Origin of the sequence: Fictibacillus macauensis ZFHKF-1, from assembly GCF_000269865.1 — a bacterium.
GTDB lineage: Bacteria > Bacillota > Bacilli > Bacillales > Fictibacillaceae > Fictibacillus_C > Fictibacillus_C macauensis.
In genome coordinates this window covers 55263-75586 of the sequence record NZ_AKKV01000019.1, presented here as the reverse complement: position 1 = coordinate 75586, position 20324 = coordinate 55263, and the positions used below count along the sequence as shown (strand labels likewise).

Genomic DNA, 20324 nt, shown 5'->3' with positions numbered 1-20324 from the left:
TCCCCTTTTACCCACAATTTTTTAGTAGATATTACACTTTTAAGAATTTACGAACAGAAGTCATGCTTCCCCAAATTCCGATCAACGCACCTAGCACCACAAGCAATAACGACAGCTCAAGCACCATCGGGTAAACCGGCAATAATTGTATAAACACGCTATCAAGCTTCTTCGATAACTGATCGTGTATTAATTCATAGCCGAAAATAACAACTAGAATAGGAATCAAGGAACCAATGATTCCCATAAAAATTCCTTCGATGAAAAATGGCCAGCGAATAAAGCCATTTGTTGCGCCTACTAGCTTCATAATTTCAATCTCTTTACGTCGTGAAACAATTGTAAGTTTAATCGTGTTCGAGATGAGGAACATAGCTGTAAAGAGCAAGCCAATAATTAAGACAATTCCAATTGTTCGCGAAACACTTGTAAACTTAAAGAGTCGCTCAACGGTTTCTTGACCGTAGTTGACTTTATTAATGTGCGTTACTTTCTTAATTTCTGAAGCAACGCTTCCTGTATCTTGCGGTGTTTTCGTTTTAACAATGTAGCGATCTGGCAATGGGTTTTCACTTTGCTTAGAAAGGTACGCTCCCCCTTCTTTACCTAAGCTTTTAATTAATTCCTTTAAGCCTTCTTCCTTCGATTGGAAGGTAACAGACTGAACGTTTGGAATCTTTTCAATGTCCGCTTTAATCTGGTTATACTGCTCTGTTTTTGTCGTTTGATCGATATAGGCTTTAATTTCAACATCGCCTTCAATTTGTGAGCCAAGATGATTCACATTAAGAAGCAAGACGAGAAACACACCGACAAGTAGAAGGGTAACCGTCACAGCAGCAATGGAAGCAAAACTCATCCACCCATTACGGCCTAGACTTTTAAACGATTCTCTGAAATGACGCTTCAAGGTTCTAGACTTCATAGCCATACTCCCCTTTCTGCTCATCTCTAACGATGCGGCCACCTTCAATGGCAATAACACGTTTTTTCCTCGTATTTACAATATCTTTGTTGTGCGTAGCCATAACGACTGTCGCACCACGATCATTGATTTCTTGAAGAATATCCATGATTCCCCATGCCGTTTCCGGATCAAGGTTTCCTGTTGGCTCATCGGCAATCACTACCGGTGGTCGATTGACGATGGAGCGCGCGATGGATACACGCTGCTGCTCTCCCCCAGATAGTTCATCTGGAAAAGATTTAGCTTTATCTCTTAACTTCACAAGATCAAGTACTTCATTCACTCGCTTGCGAATCGTTCGTGGTGATTCTTCAATTACCTCAAGAGCAAAGGCAACATTTTCAAAGACTGTTAGCTTTGGCAATAGCTTAAAGTCTTGGAACACAACACCGATTTTCCGACGCACTTTCGGAATGTTGCGCTCTCTTAATTTCGCAAGGTCGGTTCCTTGAATGAGAATCGAACCTTTTGTTGGCTTTTCTTCACGATACATACATTTTATAAACGTAGATTTCCCTGCTCCGCTCGGTCCGACTACATAAACGAACTCGCCTTTTTCTATGTAGGTATCAATACCGTTTAACGCCATCACACCGTTCGGATAGGTTTTCCACACGTCTTTCATTTCGATCAACACTCATCACTTCCTTAGCTTTGAAACTCTTCTATTTACGAACTGCCTTTTTTCGACAAATCTAGCACGCTGACAAAAAATATCGTTGCAAATTCTCGCAATTCCTATTATAACATCGGAAGCTGTAAAATTTATTACAGTTTCATTTCATCTTCCGACACAAAAATGTAATTTCAAGTGACTTTTACCCTATTTTCGATATAAATCTCCCAAAGGGTTCGACAAAATTTGCAACGTGCTTGGGCAGCTTAGAAGGTTACGTTCTTCATTGGCTCTTTTTCTTTCATACACACAAAAAAACAGCATAGGTTGCATACGCTGTTTCACCTAAATACCCTTTCGTTCTTCTACAATAGAAACTGTCGGTCTCTGCATTAATGCCACTTTTCTGTATTTTCTTATCTTCCTTATATGTGTAATACTTTTGCAACAGTAAGGAAACATGCGTCATCATTCCTGCTTGACGCAAGCAACCTCCTCCAACATAAACAACCGTTAACCCACGTTATAGGATATTTGCTTGTCAGACGCCCATTCCAAGCTATCTCCGTATATCATGACATCCTCACAAAAAAACACCTCCACAAAAAGCGCCTAAGCACGATGTAAAGGTGTTAGTAATGTTAGATTTTAGAACGTAGGTAGGCGTCAATAAAGCTTTCAATATCGCCATCCATAACCGCTTGTACATTTCCCATCTCTGTGTTTGTACGATGGTCTTTAGCAAGGCTATACGGATGGAACACGTAGGAGCGAATTTGGCTACCCCAGCCAATTTCTTTTTGCTCACCGCGAATTTCAGCTAGTTCAGCTTGTTGTTCTTCAATTTTACGTTGTAGAAGTTTTGCTTTTAACATTTTCATCGCACGATCACGGTTTTTGATTTGGGAGCGCTCCGTTTGGCACGATACAACGGTGTTCGTCGGAATATGCGTAATCCGCACAGCTGAATCCGTCGTATTAACGTGCTGACCGCCAGCTCCACTTGCACGGTACGTATCTACTTTTAAATCTTCTGTACGCACGTCAATCTCTGTATCGTCATTAATTTCTGGAACAACATCGCATGATACGAATGACGTATGACGGCGACCCGACGAATCAAAAGGTGAAATACGCACGAGACGATGCACGCCTTTTTCTGCTTTTAAATAACCGTATGCATTGTGTCCTTTAATGCTTAGCGTCACACTTTTTACGCCCGCTTCTTCACCCGGTAAGTAGTCTAACGTTTCTACTTTATACCCTTTACGCTCAGCATAGCGCGTGTACATACGTAACAGCATAGATGCCCAGTCTTGGGACTCTGTACCACCTGCTCCAGGATGAAGCTCAAGAATCGCATTGTTTTGATCGTAGGGCTGATTAAGTAGCAAGGACAATTCAAACGAATTGAGCGCTTCAGAAAGCGCCTTTAAATCTCGTTCGAGTTCCTTTTGCATATCAGGATCTGCCTCTTCTTTTAGCATTTCATGAGCCACTTCAAGATCGTCATATTGATTGCTTAATGTTTCAAATTGATTCACTTGATCTTTTAACCCATTTGCTTCTGATATGACCGTTTGCGCTGCATTTTGGTCATCCCAAAACGTTGGGTTGCTCATTTGCTCTTCTAGTTCCGCGATGCGTTCTTTCTTGTGATCGAGGTCAAAGAGACCCCCTAAAGTCCGCTAATCGCTTAACCATAATGTTAAGTTCTTGCTTGATTTCTACTAGTTCCATTCAAGGCCACCTCATTAGTCTTTACTTTCTTTATCAGTAAACATAGGCAAAGAGAGCCCACACTAAACAGACTCTCTTACCTCTTTGCATTATAGTATATCACTTGAAGCGACTTATTGCTCGGCTCCGTGACATTGTTTATATTTTTTTCCACTACCACACGGACAAAGTGCATTTCTGCCAATGTCTTGTTTCTTTTTCGCCGGCTTACGCTTGCTCTCTTGTTTGTCACTAGGCACAACGGCTTTTCCTTCCGCCACTTGCTCGCGTTGCATGTTCTCTTCAACTTGCGCCTTCATGATGTAGGTTGTAACTTCCTCTTCAATCGCAGCGATCATCGCTTCAAACATTTCAAAGCCTTCAAATTGATACTCACGAAGCGGATCATTTTGACCGTAAGCACGTAAATGAATTCCTTCACGAAGCTGTTCCATCTGATCGATATGATCCATCCACTTCGAATCAACCGCACGGAGAATAACCGCTTTTTCAAATTCTTTCATATGCTCTGGATCAATCATTTCTTGTTTTTTCGCATACGCTTTTTGTGAACGTTCTTTCAGTAGCTCGATAATCTCTTCTTGATCAAGGCCTTTTAGCTCGTCAACCGTTACTTCGTCTTCCTCTGCTAAGAAAACTGCTCCAGCGTAATTAACGATTTCAGCAAGATCCCATTCTTCTTGAACAATTTCATCAAGCGTATGAGCTTTAACAATGCGCTCAATAACAGCATCCATCATTTGCGCTACGACAGACTCTAGCTTATCTGCATCAAGCACTTCTTGACGTTGCTTGTAAATAATCTCACGTTGTTGACGCATCACATCATCATATTGAAGAAGTTGTTTACGCGCATCAAAGTTCGAGCCTTCAACACGTTTTTGAGCAGATTCTACAGCTTTGGATACAAGTTTACTTTCAATTGGCGTATCCTCGTCCATGCCAAGGCGTTCCATCATATTCATCATGTTGTCAGAACCGAAGCGACGCATCAATTCGTCTTCCATTGAGATATAAAATTGTGAAGACCCTGGATCTCCTTGACGACCTGCACGACCACGAAGCTGGTTATCAATACGGCGAGATTCATGACGCTCCGTACCTAAAATGTGTAAACCACCACTTTCACGTACACCTTCGCCAAGTTTAATATCCGTTCCGCGACCTGCCATGTTCGTTGCAATTGTAACCATGCCTGATTGTCCCGCATTTTCAATAATTTCTGCTTCGCGCTCATGGTTTTTCGCGTTAAGGACATTGTGTGGAATGCCTTTTTTACGAAGCATTTGCGAAATAAGCTCAGACGTTTCAACCGCTACCGTACCGACTAGAATTGGTTGACCTGTAGCGTGGCGCTCTTGAATCTCTTTAACGATGGCCCGGAATTTACCGGCCATGGATTTGTATACAAGGTCGGAATTATCTTGACGAGCAATTGGACGGTTCGTTGGAATCGCCACAACATCCATGTTGTAAATGTTACGAAACTCTTCTTCTTCCGTCTTTGCTGTCCCTGTCATACCTGATAGCTTATTGTACATACGGAAGTAGTTCTGGAACGTAATCGTTGCTAGCGTCATACTTTCACGTTGAATTTCAAGACCTTCCTTCGCTTCTATCGCTTGGTGAAGACCTTCGCTGTAACGACGACCTGCCATTAGACGACCCGTAAATGGATCGACAATAACCACTTCTCCATCTTGAACAACATAATCAACGTCTCGAACCATAATAATATTCGCTTTTAACGCTTGATTCACATGGTGATTCAATGAAACGTTGGAATAATCGTACAAGTTCTCAATGTTAAAATAGGCTTCCGCTTTCGTAATTCCGTCTTCTGTCAGTTGAACATTTTTCGTTTTCACATCAACGGTATAATCTTCTTCTTTTTTGAGCGTACGTACAAACATATTCGCTAGCATGTACATTTCCGTTGATTTTTGAGCGGCACCGGAAATAATGAGCGGTGTACGCGCTTCATCGACTAAAATGGAATCGACTTCATCGACAACGGCAAAGTTTAACGGACGCTGTACCATTTCTTCTTTATAAACGACCATATTATCACGAAGATAGTCAAAGCCGTATTCGTTATTCGTACCGTACGTAATATCACATGCATACGCTTCTTGCTTTTCTTCACGAGATAAATCAGATACATTCAATCCGACCGTTAGTCCTAAGAAATTATAAAGAGGCTTCATAATTTCAGAGTCACGTCCTGAAAGATATTCATTGACCGTTACAACATGAACGCCTTTGCCTTCTAGCGCATTTAAGTATACAGGCATTGTTGCAACGAGGGTTTTCCCTTCCCCTGTTTTCATTTCTGCGATGTTTCCTTCATGAAGAGCTGCTCCCCCCATAATTTGGACAGGATACGGACGCATTCCGAGCACACGATCGGCCGCTTCTCTTACAACGGCAAATGCTTCTGGTAATAACGCGTCTAACGTTTCACCATTGGCAATTCGCTCTTTGAATTCTACGGATTTTTGCTGAAGTTGTTCATCAGATAATCCTTTTAAAGGACCACCTAACTCCTCGACCTGAACGGCAATCTTCTGATATCTATTCAGGTTTCGTTCATTTGTACTTGGAAATATTTTCTTAAGCAATCCTTTCATGTATAAAACGCTCCTCTGTTCAGGAAATAAGTGCTATTACCTATTTTATCAGTTTGTGAATTTGAGAACAAGAAAGCCGAAACTGCTAATGCTGTCAATGTCTTTTTTATCACGATCTTTCACAAACCATCTACCCACAGTATACCGAATACCCCTTAGTAATCTTGAAATGTAAAAGAATTTACAAAATAATATGTCTTTTTACGTTTAGGTCTTTAAGCGCCTTTTTGTGTTCGGAGCTTTGTAACCGATTCAATCATTTTGTCTTTTCCTTCTACGAGCCGAGCTGTTAGCATACTCGCCACATTATCTCCGGTTGCATTAATGAGCGTGGCTGGTGGATCAATAATCGTACTAATAGCGGCTGCAATAGGTAGCGCTTCTACTGGAAAACCAAATAGCGAAAGAATCAGCATCTCTCCAATCATGCCACCTTGGGGAATGGCACCCATCACCATACCAACAAGCAAGGAAACGACGATGACGAGTAAATACGTTCCGATTCCTGAAAATGAGTGGCCGAACACCCCGAATAAAAAGGTGATTTTTAAGACGCCGCCCATAACGGAACCGTCTTTATGCAAGGTCGCGCCAAGCGGAATCGATGTTTCGCGAATATCATCAGGTACACCCATCCGTTTAGACGCTTCTAAATTGACAGGAATCGCTGCCGCTGAACTACACGTTCCTAACGCGGTTAATGACGGCGATAACATGTTACCCCAAAATTGGCGAATGCCTATTTTTCCACTCGCTAAAAAAGCGTAAAGTGTAAAAAAGCCAAAGAAATAAACAATGGCGAGCGGATAATAAAATAGCACTGCGCGTACATAGGAGCCCAGTAATTGCGGTCCGTATTGTGCAATTAAGGCGGCAAAGTAGGCACCTAAACCGATCGGTGCATAATACATAACGAGTGTAACCATCTTTAAGGTCACTTCACTTCCTGACTTCAAAAAGGCAGCAAATGGCTTTCCTTTTTCACCGATCATTGAAACGGCTAGTCCGAGCAACACAGAAAATAAGATAAGAGCTAACATGTTGTTACGTGAAAATAACTCGGAAAAATCAGAAACCGTTAACGTGTGTACAATTTGATCGCCAATTGACGTTTTTTCGCCACCATCCGCCGGTTTTGTAAGATGAATGCTAACCCCTTCTGACGGTGAATAAAGCTTTGCCGCTGCGATGGTAACGACAGAAGCAATGACTCCGGTGAATAGAAAGACCGACAACATCGATCCCATTACTTTACCGAAGCGTTTTGCGCCACCCATCGATGCAATTGCGGATGAGATTGAAAAAAAGACGAGCGGTACGACAATCATAAACATCGCGTTTAGAAATACGTCACCAAACGGCTTTAACACTAACGCCTTTTTTCCAAATGAAAAACCGATAATACTTCCTATTACGATGGCGAGTAATAAAAGAATTGGAAATCGGTATGTCTTTAAAATTTTCCTCATTTAAATGTCCCCTTTGTTATGTTCATGTCGATTATAGGCATCCTGCACTAAAAACTCAATGCCTTTGCATGAATAAGGAGTATGTATTTCTCATTTTCCATTCCATCGATAGTAATCTTGTGCCTGAAATGTTTCAAAACCACATGCTTCATATAATTTCAAAGCGTGACGATTGCTTGCCTCGACATCAAGAAACAATGGCTCTTTAGAGTGCATGTTAATTAATGCACTAAGGGTCGCCCGTCCAATGCCTTTTCCTTGTTTGTCAGGCGCCACCGCTAAGCCATAAATCCAAAGGTCGCCTTCTGCTTTCGAGAGGCGCACCTTTCCGACAGGACAGTTCTGATTTTCAATAATCCAAAAGCTTTGGTGTACCTCCTTATGAATGCGCTGATTCATCTGTTGCGCCTCTTCCTCACTGTAGCCGAAGCACGTCACATCAAGCGTTATTTCAAAAGGTCGATCTTGATCATTCGCGACTCTTAATGAGATTTGTTCATTTGTGGGCAGCGTCTTTAGATTACTCGAAGGAAGACAGCGCATTTGATATTCTGTCATTTCGTACGTACATGGCATGGATGCTAACAGCGCTTTACCAGAAGACGAAGATGCCGGGGCATTGAACAGCACCGTTTTATACTGTTTCTTTTCTACCTCTACTAATGCTTTTTGCATTAACCTCGTAAAAATCCCTTTACGCCGCCACTCTGGATGGACCATCCCGCAAAGCTCTACTTTATTCCCAAATTCATATAAGCCAACGAAACCGACAAGTTCATCTTCTTCTTCATAAAAGAAGTCCTGATTATATCGATGTGGTTCCCGTAACATGTCCCAATTAAGCTTGAGTACAATAGAATCGGCTGCCTCGCATGTGTCTTGTAGCTGTCTTACCTTACTCCATTGATTTTCCATTTAAACCTCCAACTTTTCATGTGCTAGTACTAGTGTTCTTGTTATCTGCTACTAATTCCTGTTTCTCTTCGTAATTTCCTTTCATTTATCACCAAAAAACGGTTATTGACAAATGGTGCATATATAAAGATAATTAATAATGATAATTATTATCAATTAACTAGGGTGATGATGAATGAAAAAGCTACTAAGTGTTGTTGTTGCTGTGTTAATCCTACTAATGGCCAGTGCGCCGATCAGCTTTGCCGCTGACAATACAGCACAAGTGAAAACGTTAGAAAAAAAGATTACCGAAACGATTGCTGCCACCAAAGCACAGAACTTCCCTAAAGCAGAAAGTGCTTTTCGTAACGTTAAGCAAGCGTGGACAGCGCTTGAAGCTCAGGTTCGCAAAGAGAACTTGGCCGGCTATAGTAAAATAAAATCGAAAATGGCTGCCGTTTCTCTCTCCTTATTAAATAAAGATCAAAAAGGCGCAGAGGAAGCGTTACAAAACTTAAACATTTTACTTACGCAATACGAGGAGGGCGCGCTCCAAAGCAATCCCGCAGCCTCTTCCTCAAAGCATATGAGCATTACGGATTACCTAGGAAAGCTAGCAGCTACGAAACAATCTTTAAATGAGAATGACTTCGCAAAAGCAAAAGCACAAGCCGAAGAATTAAATAGCTTATGGTTAAGTGTTGAAGGAAATGTTGTTGGAAAGTCGCAAACGGTGTATAACAACTCTGAAAAGCGACTTGTTATGCTAACAGCTTCTATTGCTACGCCAGACAAAAAAGAAGCATCACTCACCCTATTAACCAATATGGAAAATGATTTAAAACCACTCGCCAACAGTACATACGGTATTTGGGATGCAGCGCTAATTCCACTTCGCGAAGGACTGGAGGCGTTGTTGATTATCGGTGCATTGTTAACCTTTACGAAACGCGATGGCGCGCCTTCTGGTGGACGTTGGGTATGGACGGGAACAACCATCGGTATCCTTGCAAGTTTAGGGGCAGGCTTTCTCGTAAGCTTTGCATTAAGCGCCAGTGCCTTTGGTCAAAATAACTTTTTAATTAACGGTTGGTCAGGCGTCATCGCAAGTCTCATGTTATTATATGTAAGCTACTGGCTACACCGCAATTCTAACGTCTCTCGGTGGAATGCCTTTGTTGCTAACAAAACGAAAAAAGCCCTCACGAGTGGCAAGCTCTTTTCGCTCGGCTTGATTGCGTTTCTTGCTGTCTTACGTGAAGGTATTGAAACGGTCATTTTCTTGATCGGGATGGCTAATCAAATGAGCACTTCGTCACTCGTTACTGGAATTTTAATTGGCTTTGGCTTACTTATTGTTTTAGGCTTTATTATGTTAAAACTAAGCGTTCGCTTACCACTAAAACCATTTTTTATTATTTCAAGTGCCATCGTATTTTATATGTGCTTGAAATTCATGGGGTCCGGCATTCATAGTCTTCAACTTTCAGGCCTTGTCCCTTCCGTAACGGATGAACTCATTCCATCGATTGATGCACTTGGTGTGTATCCATCGTGGTATAGTTTCTTCCCACAAGTCATCATCGTACTTATTGCTGTTTCCATTGTGATGATTGGACAGCTAAAGAAAAAGAAAATAAAACTTAAAGCACATCGTCAACAGGAGGCAAGTTAACTTATGAACTTTAAAAAACCACTTACGTATGCACTCGTATCACTATCTATCGTTTCTGTTCCATTATTATCTGCTTGCGGTAAAGAAGAAAAGAAAGAAGTAACACATAGTTCTTCTAGTTCAAATTCAATGAAAGCGCAAGTGAATGAATTACAAAAAACGCTAAAACAGCTGCAAAGCAACCTTGAAAAGAAAGATGCTAAACTAACGAGCGAAGATGGTAAGAAATTAAACAAACAATGGCTTTCTTATGAAAATAACATTCGTGAAAAATACCCACTTCTTTATACAGATACGGAAAAATACTTATTGCCTCTCTACAGTGAAACAACGAAAGACAGCATTGCTTGGAGTAAAGTACAAGACTTAAGTGCGAGCTTAAGCCGTTCATTGGACAATTTAAAAAATGCAAAAGAAAATGCGCATCAAACATCTACTGAACTAAAAGAAGCCGTAAAAAATTATAAAGAATATGTAAACGAACAAGTGAACGCTTTTATAGGTGCTACGAAAACTTTTACGGATGCCGTGCGTTCAGCAAACATGGACCAAGCAAAAGAAGCCTACGGAAAAGCACGTGTCTTTTATGAGCGCATTGAACCTATTGCCGAAAGTCTTGGTGACTTAGATCCAAAGATTGATGCACGTGAAAATGACGTCGAAGGAAAATGGACAGGATTCCATCGCATCGAAAAAGCGCTATGGAAAGAGCATACACTTAAAGGTATGACACCTATTGCCAATCAACTTGATCAAGACGTTAAAGACTTACACGCGAAAATTAAAAAGGTAAAGCTTGATCCTGCTACGATTGTCGCTGGTTCACAAGAACTTTTAAATGAAGCCGCGTTAACGAAAGTAACGGGTGAAGAAGAACGCTATTCTCGTATTGACCTTGTTGATCTCACATCTAACGTTGAAGGTTCACAAGCCGTCTATCACGCTGTGCTTCCTGTTCTTACAACGAAAAACAAAGACCTTGCCAAACAGCTTGATACCGAGTTTAATAAGATGACAGAACTACTTGCTAAATATAAAAAGCAAGGTGCGTTTAAAGACTATAAAAAACTATCTAAAGAAGAAGTACGCGAATTGAGTAATCAGCTGAAAACTCTTTCAGAATCCATGTCTCAAACCGCTGAAATCTTTCAATAAGCCAGGTGAAGAACTGTGACTGAAAACAAGAACAAAAACAAAGAAGAACAAGGTACGGTTTCACGACGCGATATGCTAAAAATGTCATTAGTAGCCGGTGCTGGTGTTGCCATTGGTGCCAGTGGACTAGGTGCCGTTGCTAGCATGACAAATGTATTTGCTGACACGTCAAAAACGACCTCTTCAGCAGAAGGCGAAGACGAAATCGTTCCTTTTTACGGTGCTCATCAAGCTGGGATTATTACCCCGCAGCAAACGTATGCCTATGTTGGCGCATTTGATTTGACGATATCGACAAAAAAAGAAGTGATCGAACTTCTAAAGAAATGGACAGCTCTTGCTGCCTCTATGAGTACAGGAAAAGCAGCAACACGTGCACCAAATGATTTACTGCCTCCTGTTGATACAGGCGAAGCAGAAGATTTACCACCTGCTCGTTTAACGATGACATTTGGCTTTGGTCCTACGTTCTTTAGTAAAAAAGGCGTCGATCGATTCGGTATTAAAAATAAAGCACCGAAACATCTACAAGATATACCGGCGATGCCAAAGGATCACTTACAAGAACCATTTGTTGGTGGTGACGTAGTCATCCAAGTTTGTGCTGAAGATCAACAGGTTGCGTTTCATGCTATTCGTAACTTTATCCGAACGTCTGTCGGAAAAGCAGAACTAAAGTGGATGCAGTCAGGCTTTATTAGCGGCGCCCCTGGGAAAACACCACGTAACCTATTTGGCTTTAAAGATGGTACAGCCAACGCTTCACCAAAAGATTCGAAAGCACATGATGCTTCTATTTGGGCCTTAGATGGTGAACCTAGTTGGATGCAAGGCGGTTCCTACATGGCCTTTCGTAAAATTAAAATGTTCTTAGAAATTTGGGATCGTTCATCGTTAAAAGACCAAGAAGATACGTTTGGTCGAAAAAAAGATAGTGGCGCACCGTATGGAAAATTAAAAGAGCATGATCCTGTGAATTCATTTGATATGCCAGCAACCTCCCATACGGCTTTAGCAAAAAGTACCGGGAAACCCATTTACCGTCGCGCCTATTCGTATACAGATGGCGTGGATGAAAAAACAGGCTATGTAAATGCTGGTCTCATGTTTATTTCGTATCAAAAGAATCCTAGTACACAGTTTCTTCCGATGTTAAAAGTTCTAGCAAAATCAGATAAATTGAATGAGTATACGCAACATATTGGTAGCGCCATGTTTGCGATTCCACGAGGAATTAAAAAAGGCGAATACGTTGGTCAAGCACTCTTTCAATAAACAATAAACGGCCTTAGCTCACCATCCAGGAGCTAAGGCCGTTTACTATGTAAAGAAAAACGCGGTCCGCATTTCTGCAGACCGCGTTTTTCTTTGTTCTATTCTCTTTCAGGGCCAATCAGCCCATATCTTCCATCTTTTCGTTTGTAGACGACATTTGTTGTGCCTGTTTCAGCATGATTGTAAACAAAGAAACTATGACCTAATAAATCCATTTGTAAAATAGCTTCTTCTGTGTCCATTGGTTTCAAATCGAAGCGTTTTTCACGAACGATTTGGAATGCCTCATCTTCTTCTTCTTCAATAACCGCTGTTGCTGTTGCATCAGCACTGTTTGCAATAATTTCATGAATGCCACCATTTTGTTTTGCACGGCGATTCACTTTTGTTTTATGTTTACGGATTTGACGCTCTAGCTTTTCGATGACTAAATCAATTGCAGCATACATGTCAGTGTGACTTTCTTCGGCACGGAGCAGAAGTCCTGTCATCGGAATCGTTACCTCTACTGATTGATCATTGTTGTACACCTTTAAATTGACATGGGCGTCAGTGTTTGGAGTTTCGTTAAAATAGCGTTGAAGTTTTGCTACCTTCTTTTCTACATACTCCCTTAATGCAGGAGTCACCTCAATGTTTTCTCCACGAATGTTGTATTGCATATCTTAACTCCTCCTTCCGTGATGAGTATATATTCTACATACCCTTCTCAATTCCTTCATAAACACAAAAAAAAGTGACAAAAAAATAAAATTGTCGACAAATTTCTCGCTTTTCCGCACTTCTTTTACCTTTATCTAGGAAAAATCTCACGAGGCTAGACAACAATCCCTTATACTACAACAAATAGAAAACGCATAAAATATACCTTCTCTTTATAAATCACCAGCAAATGTACTATTTAAAAAGAGAGTCTCATCACTTATTTTTACTAAAAATCTGGTTAAGATAGTGTAAGCTACTACAAATTGGATATGAGGGGTTGTTTGTATGCATAAGTCTGTCACCGAACAAGTAAAAAATGTACAAAGCAAAAAAGTAGCAAAAGGCCAAACACCGAAGCTTTTCTGGTGGCAACTTTCACTGATTGGCATTGGCTCCGTTATTGGTGCTGGTTTCTTTTTAGGATCAGGGCTCGCCATTCACGCTGCGGGACCTTCCGTTTTAGTTGGCTATATCCTCTCAGGTCTAATCGCCTTCTTTGTTTTTCAAGCACTTGGTAAAATGACGGTTCACGATCCACAGCCTGGCTCTTTTCGAACGTATGCACGCCAAGCATTCGGTCATTCTCTCGGCTTTATGAGTGGATGGATTTATTGGATTGCAGGCGTCTTAATTATGTCGAGCGAAGTCACAGCGTTAGCTATCTTTTCTCAATTATGGTTTCCCCATATTCCTCTTTGGGTATTTGCTATTCTTTATTCTGCACTTGCTTTATTGATTAATATGCTTGGCGTTAAAAACTTTGGGAGCATTGAATCGTTTTTTGCTGTTATCAAGATTGCTACCTTACTAGCATTTGTTGGCTTTGGTACATTAGCGCTTACAGGTGTTGTTACGCCTACTGCTCCTAAGGAAATGCTCTCCTCTTTTTCAGCACCCTTTTTTGCGAACGGTTTTCTCGGCTTTTGGTCATCATTAATTTTCGTATTATTTTCATATGGTGGAATTGAAGTTGTCGGTGTCTTAGCGAACGAACTTAAACGAAAAACAGATATTACAAAGGCAGGAACGTTTCTTGTCGTCGTATTAACTAGTTTATATGCGGTTAGTATTTTCTTTATTTTAAAGCTTGTATCCTTTGAATCCATTTCTTCAGATCAAAGCCCGTTCGTGTATGTACTATCCCACTTTTCTATTCCTTACCTTGATAGTCTCTTTAATGTAATCTTGATTTCAGCCGCATTTTCGACGATGGTTGGCGCCCTTTTTTCCATCACCAGTATAATGATTTCTCTTTCGTTAGATGGAGACGCCCCCGCCTCTCTTCACAAGCCAAATCAACATGGTGTGGCGTGGCGCGCGCTCTTCTTAAGCGGGATCGGACTTGCGGTGACCGTTGTCGCCTCCTATGTCCTACCAAATACGGTGTATGAATATTTAACAGCTGCTGCCGGCATTATGCTGCTTTTAAATTGGGTGATCATTCTCTCCTCTCATATTAAAAAAGGAAGGGAGCTAGAGCATTCGACTCCACTACCTTCCTTTCTAGGCATTGCCCTTATCGTCTTTACGATTGCGGGATCGCTTATTCATAGCCATCAGCGCATTGGCTTTTTCATAGCAATCGGCTTCGCATTCCTTATTCTATGTGCTTATGGATGGCGCGCCCGTAAAGGATCTTATAATAAATTATGAAGCGCAATGCCTAAAAGAATTACACCGCTTAGCGCGGTACTAAATTGGCCAATGCTCCACTTGCCAATGGTAATGTTGGCAATTTTACTGCCTAACGCAACCCCAAGCCAAATGGAACCAAAGCTAAAGAGAGCCGAAATGAGCGATAAAGCGAGCGGTGAAACATTCATTAATCCTGCTCCAAGTCCATTTGTTAACGCATTCATCGAGATGGCAATCCCAAGAACAATCGCTTCATAAAAACCAATTTCGCCAGATTGATCGAGATCTGCCTTTTCCGGCGAGTGCAAATACCCAGTAATAACACCTGTAACCGATTCATCTGTTTGTTGTTTCTCTTTTTTCGGTGGGAAGGTAAGCATAATAATACGAATGCCAATTACAAATAAAAAGGCAGTAGCAATTATTTCAGCGGTAGTGCCTGGAAATAGATCGGCTAAAAAGCGACCGGAGTAAATGCCAACCATACTAAAAACGAACGCAATCGCTGAAATGATGCCATTCGCTACAAAGCCCACTTTTATTTTGCGAATGCCATATGAAATACCTACACCAAAATTGTCAATACTTGAAGAAATGGATAACAGAAGCACCGTGATCCATGTTGCTATCAACATACGCGCAGCTCCTTTACAAATGCTGTTCGTTCACATTGTATGAGGTGGCTACGGAAAAAGTTCATTTTATTAATAACACGAAATAACCTAGCATCACGTAGGATGCTAGGTTATGAGCTGATAGGTTACTGGATAATTGCTTATCGTTTTGTAACGTTAGCTGCTTGAGGACCGCGAGCTCCGTCAACGATCTCAAATTCTACTTCTTGGCCTTCGTCTAAAGACTTATAGCCATCTACATTGATTGCTGAGAAATGTACGAATACATCGTCTCCATCTTCTCTTTCGATAAATCCAAATCCTTTTTCTGCGTTAAACCATTTTACTTTACCTTGCATCTACGTTCACAATCCCTTCATCATGACAATCTGTATAGAATTTCTATACATTTATAGTATTACATACCAGAAAAATTAAAGTCAAACGCATCATTTAGCGAATAGTAAGAAGTTTTGTCGAAGAAACGCGACTCCTCTTTTAGACTTACAGTATCTCCCTATTTTTTCACATAATATGGAATAAAAGTCTTCTCTTCGTGACTTCTACTTTTTCTTCTGCTTCATATAGTGAAAGGAGGACAGGTTCAAAAAACAATGGGAGTGACACGTATGTTTGCAATCTTTGAAAAAGTCGTATTAGGCATGGCGGTCATTCGCCTTGCATCAGGATTTATTGAAATCACCGCCGCCCTTCTTATGCTGCATTTCAATAGTCCAGAGAAAGCCTTAATGATCAATGCCGGTTTATCGATTGTCGGTCCAATTATTTTCTTTTCAACGATGGCCATTGGTTTATTAGGCATTTCCTCACGTCTGAATATGGGAAGCCTACTTTGGGTTATCGCTGGTCTTGCGCTTATTGTGATCGGATTGAAGAAATAGAATCTTTATGCTGCTCCATAAGATCGTGTCCGTACAGCGTAAAATAAGAAAGCACTGCTGCTAGTGCTACATAAAGCACAAGAACGATGAGTTTTGTTTTTTTGGAAGCGACGTAATAGTGTTTACGATGAGATAGTGTTTCTGCTAGTTCTTGCTTCTTCTCTTCTAACACTGATTCATAGTGGTGAAATAGGTCACCCTCTTCTTCGCCTCGTTCAACATAAAGTTTCAGTGGTACAAGTAAGTATTGCTTCCTCATTTGCAGTAAATCTATTTTTTGCTTGCGTTCTGCATCTTGCAGCTTATGATGATCATTTACAAACGGGAGCCATCCTTTATTAGCCATCTGTCGCTGTAGCGTTTCTTGCTCCCTTGAAGCTTGATCAATATATTGATCGAGTATATATATAAAGTTTGTTTGTCCACGATACTCCTGCAGTTCTCTCATCCACATTTGCGCTTCTTCTTGCTCTATAGCGAAAAGGGCATGCTGCTGTTCGGTTTTTTGCAAATGAAATTCTTCACGAAATCGCTCCCACCAATTGAAAAACCCGAATAGCAAAATAAGAATTAAAATCGGTGATGGAGAGATAACCACATAGGCCAATAATCCCGCTAAACCGAGCAACCATAATTTTGGTGAAAGCAGGCCTACAATTCTTCCCCCATCAAGTGGCGAAATGGGAAACAAGTTAAATAGATTTAAAAACGCACCGATAAAAATAACCATGCCCCAAAATGGATCACCATTGACGTGATACAAATACACAGCCGGCAAAAAGGAAAGCAACCCAAACAACGGTCCCCCATAGGCAATAAAAGCTTCATCCCGGGCATTTTTTGGTGGTTTTTTCATGGAGATTGCTGCCCCTAAAAATGGGATAAAAATGGCCGGCGAAGCAGGAATCTTTTTATATTTCATGGCAACGAGATGACCCATTTCATGAATAAATAGTAAGTAGACGAGCACAACGGCAAATTTCCAACCATAGACAAGTGCATACGCACCCACCGTTACAAACATCGAGATCAAGGTTGTAAGCTTGCCAATTTTCAATAAAGCAAACAGCCACTTCGCTTTGCCTAAAAGAAAAAGGCCAATGACACCGAGAATACCAAGTGATGTTCCTTGTTTTGTTTTTTCAGCCATTCTATAAAACTCCTTCGTTCTGTCAGCATGTCTTGTTCCTATGAAATAAGGTGTATAGCCATAGGATCAATCCTAACATTTACTTTTTTTACGTATTTTTCTACTACTAGTGTAGCATGCATCCCATTTCCTGAGAACACGCAGAAGAACGCCTTTCTCTTCATACGTTCCACAAACAAAAAAGATTCATTATCTTATGAAGAAGCGTGTGTACGTTGTGAAGGTTTATTTCTGTCTTTTTTAGGGAATTTTCTTCTCTGTTACTACTAAAGGAGGTCTCCTTGTGGCTGATCAAAGCAATGGTTCATTTAAACGTCGTTTAAGTACGTTAGACTTAACATTTCTCGGACTTGGATCCATCATAGGCTCTGGATGGTTATACGCCGCAGCAACCGGTGCAAAGTATGCCGGTCCTTATGCTTGGATTTCTTGGCTGTTAGGCGCAGTCATTATTTTATTAATCGGGCTCGTATATGCAGAGTTAGGGGCAGCTTTACCTGTTGCCGGTGGCTTTGTTCGTTATCCCGACTATACACATGGCTCTGTTGTTGGCTTTCTCATAGGCTTTATTTCGATGCTCGCTTATTCTGCGGTTATTAGTATCGAATCGCAAGCTGTACGCGGTTATTTAGAATACTGGTTTAGCAGTTTAGGTCATAAAGATGGAACGCCTACCTTTTTAGGCTTTGCTATTCAAATTGGCTTAATTGTTCTTTTCTTCATTCTTAACTATTGGAGTGTAGCGTTTTTCGGTAAGTTAAACACCATTCTTACTGTGTTTAAATTCATTGTACCGTCGCTCATTATTATCGTATTACTGTTTCATTTTGATTTCTCTAATTTTTCAGTAAGTGGTGCCCATCCTGGTGGAGCAAAAGGCATATTTGCGGCTGTTACTGGAGCTGGTATTGTCTTTGCCTTTAACGGATTTCGTCAGCCTATTGAGTTCGCTGAAGAAGCGAAGAATCCATCTAAGAGCATTCCGCTTTCAATTATTTTCTCAATTCTCATTGGATTAGCGATTTATATGTTGCTACAAGTAACCTACATAGGAGCTGTTCCTTCTTCCATGTTATCGGATGGCTGGGCAGGACTACACTTTAAATCTCCGTGGGCTGACCTTGCCTCTGCACTTGGCATTGTATGGTTAGCGAATCTTGTCTTACTCGATGCCGTTATTTCCCCGTCTGCAACCGGGAATATTTATTTCTCCGCAACGGCTCGCTCTCTGTTTGCTTGGGCAAAAAATGGTTATTTTTTTAAAGTGTTTCAAAAGATTGATAAGCGAAGTGGTTTGCCACGAGCTGCGCTTTGGTTAACACTGGCGCTAGCCATCATCTGGATGCTGCCTTATCGCTTCCAAGCTTGGGCTGATCTTGTCGATGCAAGTACGTCTCTTAAAGCCTTAACTTTTGTCGTAGGTCCCGTTTCCATGATGGCCCTTCGTCAACGTCTTCCCGACCTAAAGCGTCCCTTCTTGTTACGAGGAGCTAAGCTTATTACACCGCTCGCCTTTATGGGGGCAACGCTCGTTATTTACTGGAGCAAATGGAAAATCGTTTCGTTCATTATTCCCATTATCATCATCTCACTTGTTTTCTATTTCATTTTCACAGCAAAAGATGCTTCTTTCACGAAAGAAAAAATCAAACGTCACTTGCAATCAGGTTGGTGGCTCATTGCGTATTATATTTTTTTACTTATCCTTTCCTATATTGGTAGCTATGGACCGGGAAATGATCACTGGATTTCAGCGCCTTGGGACACAGCCATTACAGCTATTCTCTCGTTATTCTTTTATGTTTGGGGTGTGCGTACATCCTTAGAAAAACCCCAAATTGATATGCAGCAAGTCGATGATGAAAACGCTTGACAGTCCACTCATCAACAGCGACGATAAGCCATAAGGAGGGATTATTATGGAAAAGTTGATGCAGCAAGCGAAGCATTATGTACGCGATATGGTGTTAGGCATCGTCTCTGCCCACCCTGATCTTTATGAAACGCGTGATGGTTTACCTCTTATTCTACGAAAAGGCGGAGCCATCCAAGGAAAAGTCGGACTCGTTTCAGGTGGCGGGAGCGGGCATGAACCTGCTCATGCTGGTTATGTTGGTGATGGTATGCTCGATGCGGCAGTCTGTGGCGAAGTCTTCACGTCCCCTACTCCAGACCTTATTCTTGAAGGAATTAAAGCCGCTCATGGCGGCGCTGGTGTTTTATTAATTGTAAAAAATTATGCTGGTGATGTTATGAATTTTGAAATGGCCAAAGAACTTGCAGAATTAGAAGGCATTGAAGTAGAAACCGTCATCGTCAATGATGATATTGCCCTCCCTGCTACGAGCGAACGTCGTGGCGTTGCTGGTACCGTTCTCGTTCATAAAATAGCTGGAGCGGCTGCGGCCGCTGGTCAACCCCTTCAAGAGGTTAAGCGTGTTGCCGAAAAAGTAATTGCTAACACGCGCTCGATTGGAATGGCTGTTGCTCCTTGCTATATGCCGGAAAGTGGCAAGCCAGGCTTCGATCTTTCACCGCATGAAATGGAAATTGGTATTGGCATCCATGGAGAAAAAGGCTTAGAACGAAAAAGCCTTGCCCCCGTGCAAGAAATTACCGCACAACTGTTGCAAAAATTACGTCAAGAAATGCAAGGGAATGACGTCATTGTCCTCGTAAACGGAATGGGCGGCACCCCTCTTTCCGAGCTCTATATTACGTATCATTATGTAGCAGAAGCGTTGCAAAAGGACGGTGTTTCTATCAAAAGAAGTCTGACAGGGAACTACATGACTGCACTAGAAATGCATGGCTTTTCGATAACTCTTTGTCAAGTTGACGACGAACTCATCACGTACTTTGACGCACCTGTCCACACAGTCGGATTTCGATAA

Annotated in this window: 18 protein-coding genes; 7 read left to right on the top strand and 11 right to left on the bottom strand. The window is 41.3% G+C overall.

What is annotated here, in order from left to right; all coding sequences use genetic code 11:
* Nucleotides 1–31: 31 nt before the first annotated feature.
* The 7 genes from ftsX to A374_RS01890 all read right to left on the bottom strand — a co-directional run bounded on the left by ftsX (nt 32) and on the right by A374_RS01890 (nt 8337).
* Entirely contained in the window at nt 32–925 is an 894-nt protein-coding gene (ftsX, locus tag A374_RS01920) for a permease-like cell division protein FtsX (protein WP_007200485.1), read from the bottom strand.
* Entirely contained in the window at nt 915–1601 is a 687-nt protein-coding gene (gene ftsE / locus A374_RS01915; protein ID WP_007200484.1) for a cell division ATP-binding protein FtsE, read from the bottom strand. The genes ftsX and ftsE overlap by 11 nt, the downstream gene beginning before the upstream one ends.
* A 283-nt stretch (nt 1602–1884) precedes the next feature.
* The gene (locus tag A374_RS01910; protein ID WP_007200483.1) at nt 1885–2070 is read right to left on the bottom strand and encodes a hypothetical protein; all 186 of its coding nucleotides are present in this window, start codon (nt 2068–2070) and stop codon (nt 1885–1887) included.
* 154 nt (nt 2071–2224) lie between these two features.
* A protein-coding gene (prfB, locus tag A374_RS01905; RefSeq protein ID WP_238535142.1) for a peptide chain release factor 2 occupies nt 2225–3323 on the bottom strand; the annotation gives its coding sequence in 2 pieces (ribosomal slippage) (nt 2225–3259 and nt 3261–3323; 1098 coding nt in all).
* A 113-nt stretch (nt 3324–3436) separates the two neighbouring features.
* Nucleotides 3437–5953, bottom strand: a complete 2517-nt coding sequence (gene secA, locus A374_RS01900) for a preprotein translocase subunit SecA (RefSeq protein WP_007200481.1) — start codon at nt 5951–5953, stop codon at nt 3437–3439.
* Nucleotides 5954–6168: 215 nt separating this feature from the next.
* Complete coding sequence (locus A374_RS01895) at nt 6169–7422, bottom strand: dicarboxylate/amino acid:cation symporter (protein WP_007200480.1); 1254 nt, start codon at nt 7420–7422, stop codon at nt 6169–6171.
* A gap of 90 nt (nt 7423–7512) precedes the next feature.
* On the bottom strand, nt 7513–8337 hold the full coding sequence (locus tag A374_RS01890; RefSeq protein ID WP_007200479.1) for a GNAT family N-acetyltransferase: 825 nt from the start codon (nt 8335–8337) through the stop codon (nt 7513–7515).
* Between the two features lie 175 nt (nt 8338–8512).
* Between A374_RS01890 and A374_RS01885 the strand changes: the two genes are divergently transcribed.
* Genes A374_RS01885 through efeB form a run of 3 tightly spaced genes read left to right on the top strand, consistent with a single transcriptional unit; the run spans nt 8513 to nt 12424 of the window.
* Nucleotides 8513–9994: an FTR1 family iron permease gene (locus tag A374_RS01885; protein WP_007200478.1), complete on the top strand. Its 1482-nt coding sequence runs from the start codon at nt 8513–8515 to the stop codon at nt 9992–9994.
* Nucleotides 9995–9997: 3 nt separating this feature from the next.
* Nucleotides 9998–11149, top strand: coding sequence for an iron uptake system protein EfeO (gene efeO / locus A374_RS01880; protein WP_007200477.1), 1152 nt, complete (start codon nt 9998–10000; stop codon nt 11147–11149).
* Between the two features lie 15 nt (nt 11150–11164).
* Nucleotides 11165–12424, top strand: a complete 1260-nt coding sequence (efeB, locus tag A374_RS01875) for an iron uptake transporter deferrochelatase/peroxidase subunit (RefSeq protein WP_007200476.1) — start codon at nt 11165–11167, stop codon at nt 12422–12424.
* Nucleotides 12425–12522: 98 nt separating this feature from the next.
* Here the strand turns inward: efeB and hpf are convergent, their stop codons facing one another.
* Nucleotides 12523–13086, bottom strand: a complete 564-nt coding sequence (hpf, locus tag A374_RS01870) for a ribosome hibernation-promoting factor, HPF/YfiA family (protein WP_007200475.1) — start codon at nt 13084–13086, stop codon at nt 12523–12525.
* Nucleotides 13087–13414: 328 nt separating this feature from the next.
* Here hpf and A374_RS01865 point away from each other — a divergent pair, with 328 nt between their 5' ends.
* Entirely contained in the window at nt 13415–14782 is a 1368-nt protein-coding gene (locus A374_RS01865) for an amino acid permease (protein ID WP_007200474.1), read from the top strand.
* Here A374_RS01865 and ytaF read toward each other — a convergent pair.
* Both ytaF and cspD read right to left on the bottom strand, forming a co-directional pair.
* Entirely contained in the window at nt 14767–15399 is a 633-nt protein-coding gene (gene ytaF, locus A374_RS01860) for a sporulation membrane protein YtaF (RefSeq protein ID WP_007200473.1), read from the bottom strand. The two genes, A374_RS01865 and ytaF, sit on opposite strands and share 16 nt — an antisense overlap.
* Before the next feature lie 140 nt (nt 15400–15539).
* Nucleotides 15540–15737: a cold-shock protein CspD gene (gene cspD / locus A374_RS01855; protein WP_007200472.1), complete on the bottom strand. Its 198-nt coding sequence runs from the start codon at nt 15735–15737 to the stop codon at nt 15540–15542.
* 270 nt (nt 15738–16007) lie between these two features.
* On the opposite strand from cspD, the gene A374_RS01850 reads away from it, so the two are divergent.
* Nucleotides 16008–16280, top strand: coding sequence for a YqhV family protein (locus tag A374_RS01850; RefSeq protein ID WP_040340264.1), 273 nt, complete (start codon nt 16008–16010; stop codon nt 16278–16280).
* Here A374_RS01850 and A374_RS01845 read toward each other — a convergent pair.
* Nucleotides 16255–17430 (bottom strand): site-2 protease family protein, encoded by a 1176-nt coding sequence (locus A374_RS01845; protein ID WP_007200470.1) that lies wholly within the window; start codon nt 17428–17430, stop codon nt 16255–16257. The two genes, A374_RS01850 and A374_RS01845, sit on opposite strands and share 26 nt — an antisense overlap.
* Before the next feature lie 283 nt (nt 17431–17713).
* Here A374_RS01845 and A374_RS01840 point away from each other — a divergent pair, with 283 nt between their 5' ends.
* Both A374_RS01840 and dhaK read left to right on the top strand, forming a co-directional pair.
* A complete protein-coding gene (locus A374_RS01840) occupies nt 17714–19303 on the top strand; it encodes an APC family permease (RefSeq protein WP_007200469.1) in 1590 nt (529 codons plus the stop codon).
* A gap of 46 nt (nt 19304–19349) precedes the next feature.
* Nucleotides 19350–20324 carry a dihydroxyacetone kinase subunit DhaK gene (gene dhaK / locus A374_RS01835; RefSeq protein ID WP_007200468.1) on the top strand — a complete coding sequence of 325 codons (975 nt, stop codon included), beginning with the start codon at nt 19350–19352 and terminating at the stop codon, nt 20322–20324.